Origin of the sequence: Candidatus Burkholderia verschuerenii (genome assembly GCF_001189365.1) — a bacterium.
GTDB lineage: Bacteria > Pseudomonadota > Gammaproteobacteria > Burkholderiales > Burkholderiaceae > Caballeronia > Caballeronia verschuerenii.
In genome coordinates this window covers 1-11,070 of record NZ_LFJJ01000186.1, presented here as the reverse complement: position 1 = coordinate 11,070, position 11,070 = coordinate 1, and the positions used below count along the sequence as shown (strand labels likewise).

10 protein-coding genes and 2 pseudogenes are annotated in these 11,070 nt (G+C 61.7%); 4 read left to right on the top strand and 8 right to left on the bottom strand.

Annotated features, from left to right (window positions below):
• Positions 1 to 272 precede the first annotated feature (272 nt).
• The 7 genes and pseudogenes from BVER_RS23750 to BVER_RS23720 form a co-directional block, all read right to left on the bottom strand.
• Positions 273 to 977 (bottom strand): ABC transporter ATP-binding protein, encoded by a 705-nt coding sequence (locus BVER_RS23750; protein WP_157056193.1) that lies wholly within the window; start codon positions 975 to 977, stop codon positions 273 to 275.
• 18 nt (positions 978 to 995) lie between these two features.
• Entirely contained in the window at positions 996 to 1,772 is a 777-nt protein-coding gene (locus BVER_RS23745) for an ABC transporter ATP-binding protein (RefSeq protein WP_050455371.1), read from the bottom strand.
• 15 nt (positions 1,773 to 1,787) lie between these two features.
• Entirely contained in the window at positions 1,788 to 2,945 is a 1,158-nt protein-coding gene (locus tag BVER_RS23740; protein WP_050455370.1) for an ABC transporter permease subunit, read from the bottom strand.
• Between the two features lie 24 nt (positions 2,946 to 2,969).
• Positions 2,970 to 3,920, bottom strand: coding sequence for a branched-chain amino acid ABC transporter permease (locus BVER_RS23735; protein WP_050455369.1), 951 nt, complete (start codon positions 3,918 to 3,920; stop codon positions 2,970 to 2,972).
• A 228-nt stretch (positions 3,921 to 4,148) separates the two neighbouring features.
• Positions 4,149 to 5,353: pseudogene (locus BVER_RS23730) on the bottom strand (branched-chain amino acid ABC transporter substrate-binding protein).
• Between the two features lie 407 nt (positions 5,354 to 5,760).
• Entirely contained in the window at positions 5,761 to 6,729 is a 969-nt protein-coding gene (ispH, locus tag BVER_RS23725; protein WP_050455368.1) for a 4-hydroxy-3-methylbut-2-enyl diphosphate reductase, read from the bottom strand.
• Between the two features lie 3 nt (positions 6,730 to 6,732).
• Positions 6,733 to 7,188: an FKBP-type peptidyl-prolyl cis-trans isomerase gene (locus BVER_RS23720; RefSeq protein WP_050455367.1), complete on the bottom strand. Its 456-nt coding sequence runs from the start codon at positions 7,186 to 7,188 to the stop codon at positions 6,733 to 6,735.
• Positions 7,189 to 7,401: 213 nt separating this feature from the next.
• On the opposite strand from BVER_RS23720, the pseudogene radC reads away from it, so the two are divergent.
• From radC to nadB, 4 genes and pseudogenes are all read left to right on the top strand, one after another.
• Positions 7,402 to 8,153 (top strand): annotated as a pseudogene (gene radC / locus BVER_RS23715) (RadC family protein).
• Between the two features lie 235 nt (positions 8,154 to 8,388).
• Positions 8,389 to 8,622 (top strand): 50S ribosomal protein L28, encoded by a 234-nt coding sequence (gene rpmB, locus BVER_RS23710; RefSeq protein ID WP_008351171.1) that lies wholly within the window; start codon positions 8,389 to 8,391, stop codon positions 8,620 to 8,622.
• Positions 8,623 to 8,633: 11 nt separating this feature from the next.
• The gene (gene rpmG, locus BVER_RS23705; RefSeq protein WP_014190626.1) at positions 8,634 to 8,801 is read left to right on the top strand and encodes a 50S ribosomal protein L33; all 168 of its coding nucleotides are present in this window, start codon (positions 8,634 to 8,636) and stop codon (positions 8,799 to 8,801) included.
• Between the two features lie 218 nt (positions 8,802 to 9,019).
• Positions 9,020 to 10,618 (top strand): L-aspartate oxidase, encoded by a 1,599-nt coding sequence (gene nadB / locus BVER_RS23700; protein ID WP_050455366.1) that lies wholly within the window; start codon positions 9,020 to 9,022, stop codon positions 10,616 to 10,618.
• Between the two features lie 3 nt (positions 10,619 to 10,621).
• Here nadB and BVER_RS23695 read toward each other — a convergent pair.
• A partial coding sequence (locus BVER_RS23695) for a nicotinate-nucleotide diphosphorylase (RefSeq protein WP_369094841.1) occupies positions 10,622 to 11,070 on the bottom strand: 449 nt, incomplete at its 5' end.

Below are 11,070 nucleotides of genomic sequence, written 5' to 3'. Positions count from 1 at the left end.
CGCTCCTGCCGCCTCAGCGTTTTTGCACATCATTCTGCACACTACCGCGAACACTCGCTATCGCTGTGCCAAGTCTAAGGTTCTGTGCCGGGGCCGCTCAAGAAGGTGCTTAGGATCGGCCAAGCGGTTTTTTTTGGTTACTTTCTTTGCCGCCGCAAAGAAAGGTGACCCCTCCGCCGGGGAGGCGGCTACTGAATAAACCACAACAACAAGAGAAAACAGCACCCCACGAGACGTGCAAAAAAAACGCACGCCCCGCAGGGTAAAAAAAATCACTCACCGAGATAAGCAGCCCGAACCTTAGGATCATCAAGCATGGTCTTGGCATCGCCGGTCATGGTGACGGTACCGGAGTCCATCACATACCCACGATTAGCGGCCTGCAAAGCCAACCGTGCATTCTGCTCAACGAGCAATACGGTCAGTCCTTCCTTGGAAATCTCCCGCACGACCTCGAAGATCTTCTCGACCATGATCGGCGAAAGCCCCATCGAAGGCTCGTCGAGCAACAGCAGCTTCGGCCGCGAAAGCAGCGCCCGCGCCATGGCGAGCATCTGCTGCTCACCACCGGACAACGTCCCGGCATACTGCGACGCGCGTTCCTTCAAACGCGGAAAGAAGCCGAACATCCGCTCGGTATCCTTCTCGATGCCATCCTTGTCGTTACGCAGATAAGCGCCCATCTGCATATTCTCGATGATCGACATCCGCGCGAAGATGCCGCGCCCTTCCGGCACCATCGCGAGGCCGCGCTTCAAAAGCTCGTGCGTCGGTACGCCCTTGATCGACTGGCCCATGTACTCGATATCGCCGCCCGAATAAGGCTTCAAACCGGTGATGGCCTTCATCGTCGTGGTCTTGCCCGCGCCGTTCGCGCCGATCAGCGTGACCAGTTCGCCCTGCGCGACTTCCAGATCGACACCCTTCACCGCCTGGATGCCGCCGTAGTTCACCTGCAAACCCTTGACCTTCAACATCGCGTTCGTGGTCGACATTTAATGCACCCCCGCACCCAGATATGCCTCGATCACCTTCGGGTCCTTCTGCACGTCCTGCGGCAGACCTTCGGCGATCACCTTGCCGTAATCGAGCACCGTCATGCGGTTGCACAATCCCATCACGAGTTTCACGTCGTGTTCGATCAGGAGAATCGTCTTGCCGTCCGAACGAATCTTGTCGAGCAGACGCGTCAGTTCCACCTTCTCCGTCGCGTTCATGCCGGCCGCCGGTTCGTCGAGCGCGAGCAGCTTCGGATCGGTCGCCAATGCACGCGCGATTTCCAGACGGCGCTGGTGACCGTACGACAGATTGCGCGACGTGTAATCCGCGTATTGCAGCACGCCGACGTACTCGAGCAACTCGAGCGCGCGCTCCTTGATTTCACGCTCTTCGCGACGTTCGGCCGGCATCTGGAACACCGCGCCGATCAGACCGTGCTTCGTGCGAACGTGACGGCCGACCATCACGTTTTCCAGCGCGGTCATGCCGCCGAACAGACGAATGTTCTGGAACGTGCGCGCAATGCCCGCCTTCGCCACCTGATACACGGCCTCGGGCTTGTAGTCCGTGCCGTCGAGCTTGAATTCGCCCGAATCCGGCGTGTAGAGACCCGTGATCACGTTGAAGAACGTGGTCTTGCCCGCGCCGTTCGGCCCGATCAGACCGTAAATCTCGCCTTCCTTGATTTCGAGGCGGACGTCGGACAGCGCCTGCAAGCCGCCGAAGCGCTTGTTCACGCCCTTCACGGAAAGTCGCGTTTGTTTTTCGCTCATGTTCAATCCCCCGCCTTAAGCGCGCACCGGCTTCTTGCCGTTGCGCTTCGCGATCTTCGCGATCTTGTCTTCGTGTTTCGCGGCCGGCCACAAACCTTCCGAGCGATACAGCATGATCAGCACCATCGCCAGGCCGTACAGCAGCTGACGGATGACTTCGGTATCGACGATCTGATGGCCGAAGATGGCGTTCTGCAGCGGACCCATCGTCGAGCGCAGGAATTCGGGGAACACGGCGAGCAGCACCGCGCCGAGAATCACGCCGGGGATATGGCCCATGCCGCCAAGCACCACGCACGCCAGCACGACGATCGATTCCCAGAACGTGAACGATTCCGGCGACACGAAGCCCTGGAACGCGCCGAACATCGCGCCCGACAAACCGCCGAACGATGCGCCCATCGCGAACGCGAGCAGCTTCACGTTACGGGTGTTGATGCCCATCGCCTTCGCGGCGATTTCGTCTTCGCGAATGGCGGCCCATGCACGGCCGATACGCGAGTGCTGCAAACGCGTACACACCCAGATCACGATCAGCGCGCCGAGCACGAACAGGTAGTAGTACATGTATACGGACGGAAACTTCATGCCGAAGAACTCGTGCGTCTGCGGCAGGTTGAAGCCTGCCACCGTCACCGGATCGATCGCGGTAATACCCTTCGGGCCGTTCGTGATGTTGATCGGACGATCGAGGTTGTTCATGAAAATCCGGACGATTTCCCCGAAACCCAAGGTCACGATCGCGAGATAGTCGCCGCGCAGACGCAGCGTCGGTGCGCCGAGCAGCACGCCGAAGGTCGCCGCGAGCGCCATCGCAATCGGCACGATGATGAGGAACGGCACATGCAGCCCGTTCGGCGCGAGATGCGCGATCCATTCGAACTGCGTCGACAGCTGCGGCGAAGACAGCAAAGCCGCCGTGTACGCGCCGACCGCGTAGAACGCGATGTAGCCCAAGTCCAACAGACCGGCGAAGCCGACCACCACGTTGAGGCCGAGCGCGAGCATCACGTACAGCATTGCGAAGTCGAGCACGCGGACCCAGTAGTTGCCGCCCGCTGCGCCGATGATCATCGGCGCGGCAATGACGAGCGCGCCGACGACCAGCGTCTTGGTCGTGTTCTTCTCGGGGATGAGCGTTGTCGACGGCTCAATCCGTTGAATCGAAGTCATATTATTCAGCTCCTCACACGGTCTTTAAGCGCGGTCCGCGACACGTTCGCCGAGCAGACCCGACGGACGGAACACCAGCACGATGATCAGCACGATGAAGGCGAACACGTCTTGATAGTTCGATCCGAACACGCCCCCCGTCAGATTGCCGATGTAACCGGCGCCCAATTGTTCGATGAGACCGAGCAGCACGCCGCCGACCATCGCGCCGCCCAGGTTGCCGGTCCCGCCCAGCACCGCCGCCGTGAACGCCTTCAGGCCGGGGATGAAGCCCATGTAGAAGTGCGCGTTGCCGTATTCCGAGGCGATCATCACGCCCGCCAACGCTGCCAGCGCCGAGCCGATCATGAAGGTCGCCGAGATCACGAAGTTCGGGTTCACGCCCATCAGCGACGCGGTGCCCGGATTCTCGGCGATCGCGCGCATCGCGCGGCCGAGCTTGGTCTTGTGCACGAGGAGCAGCAGGCCCGCCATCACCAGGAACGCGACCACGATAATGACGATTTCCGTCATCGAGATCACCGCGCCGGGATTGTTCTCGCCGACGGTGATCACGTTGAGCGGATCGGTCGGCAGCAGCTGCGGGAAGGCCAGCGGATTGCGGCCCCAGATCATCATCGCGAGCGTCTGCAAGAGGATCGACACGCCGATCGCGGTGATCAGCGGCGCGAGACGCGGCGCTTTACGCAGCGGCCGGTACGCGACCTTCTCGATGGTGTACCCGACGACCGCGCACACCACGGCCGCGATGACCAGCGCGATCAACAGCATGATCGGCCCGGGCAAGCCCGGCATGTGGTTTTGCATCACGCCGATGGCGGAAAGCGCGACCATCGCGCCGACCATCAGCACGTCGCCGTGCGCGAAGTTGATGATGCCGAGAATCCCGTACACCATCGTGTAACCCAACGCGATGATGGCGTAGACGCTGCCAAGCACCAGACCGTTGATGATCTGCTGGATGAAAATATCCATCTAAAGCTCCTTAGCCCCGTGCATTTCGGATAACGCCTTTATCACCGGCCGATAAACCGGTGTGAAGCGAAATCTGAAGTGGCACTGCGCGTATTTTTGAAAAAACCGGTAAGGGTTAACGTTCGTCGGTCCGTCCGCTGCCGGATAGGGCTGCAGTCGTCCTTCGAACGGATACGAAAACGGCGCTTCAGGTTAGGCGCCAACCAGGATGCAAACCTCAGGCCACTGCTACTGCTTCACGACGTCGAGTACGTCCTTCTTCTTGTCCTTGAAGTCGTAAAGCGTAATCGTCCCCGCCTTCAAATCGCCTTTGTCATCGAATGCGATATGCCCGGTCAGACCGTTGTAATCGGTCGTGGCGATCGCCGCGAGCACCTTGGGCGCTTCGATGGAATTGGCGCGCTTCATTGCGTCGACGATCAGATACATCGCGTCATAGGTGTAGGGCGCGTAGTTCTGGACCGGCTCGTTAAAGCGGGCTTGATACTTTTTCTCGAAGTCCAGACCCTTGTCCAGCTTCTTAAGCGCCGGGCCCGCTTCCGAGCAGACGATGTTCTGCACCGCGTCGCCGGCGAGCTGCGCGTCTGCCCCGTGCACACGCCGTCGCCCGCGAGAATCTTCGCCCTGATGCCCGCCGCCGCCGCTTCCTTCGCGAACGGACCGCCTGTCACGTCCATGCCGCCGTACATCACGACGTCCGGCTGGATGCGCTTGATCTTCGTGAGAATCGCCTTGTAGTTGCGCGCCTTCTCGGTCGTGGCTTCGCGATCCGCGATCTTCACGCCGCCCGCCTGCACCGCCTTGACGAATTCGTCGGCAAGGCCGCGGCCGTAGGCGCTGGCGTCGTCGATCACGACGATCTTCTTCGCGTGCAGCGTCTTGAGCGCGTAGCCGGCGAGCACGGGGCCTTGCAGCGCATCGGTCGCGACGACGCGGAAGGTCGTCTTGAAACCCTGCTGCGTGTAGGCCGGATTCGTCGTGGAAGGCGAAATCTCGGTGATGCCGGCATCGCTGTAAATCTTCGAGGCGGGAATCGACACGCCCGAGTTCATATGCCCGATGACCGCGACCACATGGTCGTCGACGAGCTTCTGCGCCACTTCTTCGCCGGTACGCGGATCGGCGGCATCGTCCTGACTGTCGAGTTCGAGATGGATCGAATGCCCGTCGATCGTCAGACCTTGCGCGCTGATCTCTTCCAGCGCGAGGCGCGCACCGTTTTCGTTATCCTTGCCCAGATGCGCCTGCGTGCCCGTCAGGGGCGCGGCATGACCGATTTTCACGACCGTCGCCTCGCTCGCCGCCGGCACGGCGGATGCCGAACTGGCCGCTGTCGCCTGCGTGCTCGCTTCGCCTTCGTCCTTTTTGCCGCATGCGGTTGCCATTGCAACCGCAGCCGCGATAGACACGGCGTAAGCAAACTTGAATCGCATCAAATAGGTCTCCTGCGCCTCGAAAAACTCGTGTCACAAACCCCTTCCAGGCTCAGACCACGCGCATTGTAACGCTAAATATGAGACGAGCAATATTCTTGTGTGGCGGGGTTTTCCAGCATTGCAACCGCTCTTTTCGGCCGATTTTTCGCCAAAGGCGCAACCGGGTTGCGAACCGAATCTGTGCAGCAGTTGCACCATAATGGAAGCAGGTTTATTTGCTCGTCCCGGCGTTGACGTTTGCGGACCGGTTCGGCGACCGAAAAACGCGTGTCGATCGCCATGCCCCAGAACGGTGCCAACCACTTTGGCCTTACTAACGGCGCGAGGGTTCCTTTCCTGAAGCCGGATAACAAAAAAGCGCCCGGAGGCGCTTCTTCGAGAACTTCATCTAATTTTGGCGACGCTCACTGCGGCAGCGACAACCCGCGCGGCAGCGGAAACGCGATGGTTTCCTCGATGCCTTCAAGCGATCGCACGCTGCGCACGCCGAGCTCACGCAGCCGCGCGATGACTGCCTGCGCCAGCACTTCCGGCGCCGATGCGCCCGCCGTCACGCCGATGCGCTTCTTGCCTTCGACCCACTTCGGATCGATCTGCGTCGGCGAATCGACCATATAGGCGGGAATGCCGCGCTTTTCCGCGACTTCGCGCAGACGGCTCGAATTCGAGCTGTTCGGGCTGCCGACCACGATCACCACGTCGCACTGCGGCGCGAGGATCTTCACCGCGTCCTGCCGGTTCTGCGTCGCATAGCAGATGTCCTGCTTCTTCGGCTCCTTCACGAGCGGATACTTCGCCTTGAGCGCATCGATGATGCCGGTGGCATCGTCGACGGAAAGCGTCGTCTGCGTCACGTACGCGATGCGGCTCGGGTCCGGCAACTCCAGCTTCGCGACATCGGCGATGTCCTCGACTAGATGCATGCCCTCGCCCGACTGGCCCATCGTGCCTTCGACTTCCGGATGGCCCTTGTGGCCGATCATCACGATATCGAAGCCGTCCTGACGCATCTTCGCCACTTCCATGTGCACCTTGGTGACGAGCGGGCAAGTGGCGTCGAACACGCGCAGGCCGCGCGTATCGGCTTCGGCGCGCACCGCCTTCGAGACGCCGTGGGCGCTGAAGATCAGCGTGGTGCCTTCCGGCACGTCGGCCAGATCCTCGATGAAAATCGCGCCCTTCTTGCGCAGATCGGCGACGACATACGCGTTGTGCACGATTTCATGGCGCACGTAGATCGGCGCGCCGAACAGCTTGATCGCGCGTTCGACGATCTCGATGGCGCGGTCCACGCCCGCGCAAAAGCCGCGCGGCTGGGCCAGCAGGATTTCGATGTCGGTCTGAACTTCGTTGAGACTTTCGGTCACGCTCATGGCTTACAGAATTCCGATGATTTTCACTTCGAAGGCCAGCGGCTGGCCGGCCAACGGATGGTTGAAATCGAACAGCGCCGCGGTTTCGCCGACTTCCTTGAGCACGCCCGCGTAGCGCCCGCCGTTCGGCGCGTTGAATTCGACGAGATCGCCGGGAGAAAAATCCTCGCCGATCATGCTGTTTTCGCGCAGCGTGGCCAGCGACACCCACTGCACCAGTTCCGGGTTACGCGGCCCGAACGCCTGATCCGGCTCTAGCCGAAAGGTCGAATGGTGGCCGACCTTCAAACCCAGCAGAATCTCTTCCAGAGGCGGGGCCAACTGGCCCGCGCCGAGGAGCAGTGTCGCAGGCTTTTCCGTGAACGTATTGACGATGTCGGCACCATCGGCAAGCGCGAGCCGGTAATGAAGCGTGACGTGCGAACCGGGTTTCACCTCGGAGATATCGATGATGCTCATGAGTATTGGATATGGCGGTTCAGTCAGATGGGCGCGGCGCGATCGTGACGCGCCCGGCGCTGTGGCTTGCCGGCAGGATGCCGCGAACCGCGTGGCGGCCGGACGCGCCGGTCGCCGAAACCAGTATTGTAAGACACAGTTGCGACAGTCCGCGCTTGCAGGAATTAGCGCCAGGTCGATGCCGCGCGCGACAAAACTTCACAGGAGCACGCAATGACCGCGGATGTGCCGACGTCGCATCCGCCGATGCCCGCCCGCAAGCGCGACAAGCGGCACCTCGCGATCCGCCATTGGGCGGAGGCCGAGCGTCCGCGCGAACGCCTCTTGGAGCGCGGCTCGGAAGCGCTGTCCGACGCCGAATTGCTGGCGATTTTCCTGCGCACCGGCGCGCGAGGCGTCTCAGCTATCGATCTGGCGCGCGATCTGATCCGCCATTTCGGCTCGCTGAAGAACCTGATGAACGCGACGCCGACGCAGTTGTGCGCGCTGCACGGCGTCAAGACGGCGCGCGCGGCCACGCTGCTGGCGGTGTCGGAGTTGAGTCGCCGCATTCTGATGGAGCGCGCGCGGGAAGGCACGCTGCTGAATTCGCCGATCGCCGTGCGAACCTTCCTGACGGAGCACATCGGCTTGCTGATCGGCGGCAAGCCGCGCGAAGTGTTCGTCTGCACCTATCTCGACGCGCGACACAAATTACTTGCGTGCGAAGAATCGGCGCAAGGGTCGCTGACGCGCGTGGCGGTGTATCCACGCGAAATTGTCCGCCGCGCGATCGAACTGAACGCGGCGGCGCTGATCGTGGCGCATAATCATCTGTCGGGCGGCGCGGAGCCGAGCGCGGCCGATCACACAACCTGACGCGCACGCTGCGTGACGCGCTGGCGCTCATCGATGTCAAGCTGCTGGACCACTTCATCATCGGGGCGAACGAAATTCGCTCGTTTGCCCAGGAAGGCTGGCTATGAGCGCGTTTGAGACCAAAAAGTCTTGATATTGCAGGACTTTTCCTGCTATCATCTGCGTTTGCTTTTTCAAGCTAACCTGTTCTGACCTGTTCTGACTTACGTAGTCTCATTGGCATAACCGTGCTGCCAAGTCCCCGGTAAAGGCAACCGGGTGAAGCAAGAGACATCGGCGAACCCTAGCAGTCGAGCCTCCATTCGCCGGACGTTTGCATCAGACTTAATTAGGAGTGTCAGCATGGCACGCGTATGCCAAGTAACTGGGAAAGGCCCGATGTCGGGCAACAACGTTTCCCACGCAAACAACAAGACCAAGCGTCGTTTCCTGCCAAACCTGCAGAACCGCCGTTTCTTCGTTGAAAGCGAAAACCGCTGGGTCCGTCTGCGCGTCTCGAACGCCGGTCTGCGACTGATCGACAAGAACGGTATTGACGCCGTGCTCGCAGATTTGCGCGCACGCGGTGAAATCTAAGGAGCACGCACATGGCCAAAGGCGCACGCGACAAGATCAAGCTGGAGTCGACTGCTGGCACGGGTCACTTCTACACGACCACCAAGAACAAGCGCAACATGCCGGAAAAGATGCTGATCAAGAAATTTGATCCGGTCGCCCGCAAGCATGTTGACTACAAGGAAACCAAGATCAAGTAAATCTTGAACTTGAGTGCCTGTAGTACGAAGACAGCAAAAAGCCCCGCCATCGCGCGGGGCTTTTTGTTTTCTTGGCAGTTTTTAAAGCTCTTTTCACACATTTGTGCGCGGGTCTTATCCGTCCGTGCTTCCGGCTGCGGGTATGCTTGCCGGCTTATGCGCTTCGGCGGGCACGCGCCGGACACGCACAACGGGAACACGCACGGAGACTTTGCGGCATGAATTTCGATGTAGCGATCGTGGGAAGCGGTCTGGCGGGATTGAGTGCCGCGTTGAATCTGGCCGAAACGCGGCGCGTCGCGATCGTCGCGAAACGCGCGGTCAACGAAGGCGCGAGCGATCGCGCGCAAGGCGGCATCGCGGCCGTGCTCGATTCGGCCGACAGCATCGACGAGCACGTGTCCGATACGCTGGTCGCGGGCGGCGGTTTGTGCGACGAAGCCGCGACGCGCTTCATCGTCGAACACGGCCGCGCGGCGATCGAATGGCTGATCGAGGAAGGCGTGCCCTTCACGCGCGATGTGTCCGCCGAACTCGGCTTCCATCTGACGCGCGAAGGCGGTCATAGTCACCGCCGCATCATCCACGCAGCCGATGCCACCGGTCACGCCGTCGTCTCGACGCTGTACGAGCGCGTGCGGTGGCATCCCAATATCACCGTGCTCGAAGATCACTACGCGATCGATCTGATCACGTCGGACCGGCTCGGTTTGCCGGGGCATCGCTGTCATGGACTGTATGCGCTCGATCTGAACACCGGCCGAACAGTAACGATACAGGCGCCGCATACGGTTCTGGCCACCGGTGGCGCGGGCAAGGTCTATCTGTACACGACCAACCCGGACACTGCGACCGGCGACGGCATCGCGATGGCGTGGCGCGCGGGCTGCCGCGTCGCGAACATGGAATTCATCCAGTTCCATCCGACCTGTCTGTTCCATCCGTACGCGAAGTCCTTCCTCATTTCGGAAGCGGTGCGCGGCGAAGGCGGCGTGCTGCGCCTGCCCGACGGCACGCGCTTCATGCCCGCGCACGACGAACGCGCCGAACTCGCGCCACGCGATATCGTCGCGCGCGCGATCGACTTCGAGATCAAGAAGCGCGGCATCGACTGCGTGTATCTGGACATCAGCCATCAGCCGCGCGCGTTTCTCGAAGAACACTTTCCGACGATCCTCGCCCGCTGCAACGAATTCGGCATCGATATCGCCAAAGAACCGATTCCGGTCGTGCCCGCCGCGCACTACACCTGCGGCGGCGGCGTCACCGACCTCGCCGGGCGCACCGATCGTCCGGGCCTGTACGCGGTCGGCGAAACGGCCTACACCGGCTTGCACGGCGCCAACCGGCTCGCGAGCAATTCGCTGCTCGAATGCCTGGTGGTCGGACGCGCTGCGGCGCAGGCGATCGAAGCGGACGGCTACTCCAACGGCTGCCACGCCGAATTGCCCGACTGGGACGAAAGCCGCGTCTCCGATCCGGACGAGGAAGTCGTCGTCGCGCACAACTGGGACGAATTGCGCCGGCTGATGTGGAATTACGTGGGCATCGTCCGGACGGACAAGCGGCTGGCGCGCGCGCAGCATCGCATCGCGCTGTTGCGTGACGAGATCCACGAGTACTACGCGAATTTCAAGGTGAGCCGCGATCTGCTGGAGTTGCGCAATCTCGTCGATGTCGCGTCGCTGATCGTCGAAAGCGCGTGCTCGCGGCGCGAGAGCCGCGGCCTGCACTACAACCGCGACTGGCCCGAGACGTTGCCGAAGGCGCTGCCGACGGTACTGATGCCGCCGGCCGCGCGCCGCACCTCGATCTGAACGCTAAACGAGACGCATGGAGAAATCGGTCGCGCGCACGTCCTTCGTGAGCGCGCCGATGGAAATGCTGTCCACGCCCGTTTCGGCGATCGCGCGGACCGTATCGAAGTTCACGCCGCCGGACACTTCCAGCAGCGCCCTGCCCGCCGTGATCCGCACGGCGTCGCGCATGGCATCGAGCGTGAAGTTGTCGAGCAGGATCGATTCCGCGCGATGCGCCAGCGCCGTTTCCAATTGCTCGAGCGCTTCCACTTCGATCTGGATCGTCACGCCCGCATTCAGCGCGATGGCCGAATCCATCGCCGCGCCCACGCCGCCCGCCGCCGCGATGTGGTTTTCCTTGATCAGAATGCCGTCGTACAGCGCGAGCCGCTGGTTCGCGCCGCCGCCGACGCGCACCGCGTATTTCTGCGCGAGCCTGAGACCCGGCAGCGTCTTGCGCGTATCGAGGA

What these genes read in the sequence shown, in the direction of transcription:
- BVER_RS23740 (WP_050455370.1), bottom strand. Translation starts at nt 2,945, where the DNA reads ATGACTTCGATTCAACGGATTGAGCCGTCGACAACGCTCATCCCCGAG.
- rpmB (WP_008351171.1), top strand. Translation starts at nt 8,389, where the DNA reads ATGGCACGCGTATGCCAAGTAACTGGGAAAGGCCCGATGTCGGGCAAC.
- BVER_RS23720 (WP_050455367.1), bottom strand. Translation starts at nt 7,188, where the DNA reads ATGAGCATCATCGATATCTCCGAGGTGAAACCCGGTTCGCACGTCACG.
- nadB (WP_050455366.1), top strand. Translation starts at nt 9,020, where the DNA reads ATGAATTTCGATGTAGCGATCGTGGGAAGCGGTCTGGCGGGATTGAGT.
- BVER_RS23750 (WP_157056193.1), bottom strand. Translation starts at nt 977, where the DNA reads ATGTTGAAGGTCAAGGGTTTGCAGGTGAACTACGGCGGCATCCAGGCG.
- BVER_RS23735 (WP_050455369.1), bottom strand. Translation starts at nt 3,920, where the DNA reads ATGGATATTTTCATCCAGCAGATCATCAACGGTCTGGTGCTTGGCAGC.
- rpmG (WP_014190626.1), top strand. Translation starts at nt 8,634, where the DNA reads ATGGCCAAAGGCGCACGCGACAAGATCAAGCTGGAGTCGACTGCTGGC.
- BVER_RS23745 (WP_050455371.1), bottom strand. Translation starts at nt 1,772, where the DNA reads ATGAGCGAAAAACAAACGCGACTTTCCGTGAAGGGCGTGAACAAGCGC.
- ispH (WP_050455368.1), bottom strand. Translation starts at nt 6,729, where the DNA reads ATGAGCGTGACCGAAAGTCTCAACGAAGTTCAGACCGACATCGAAATC.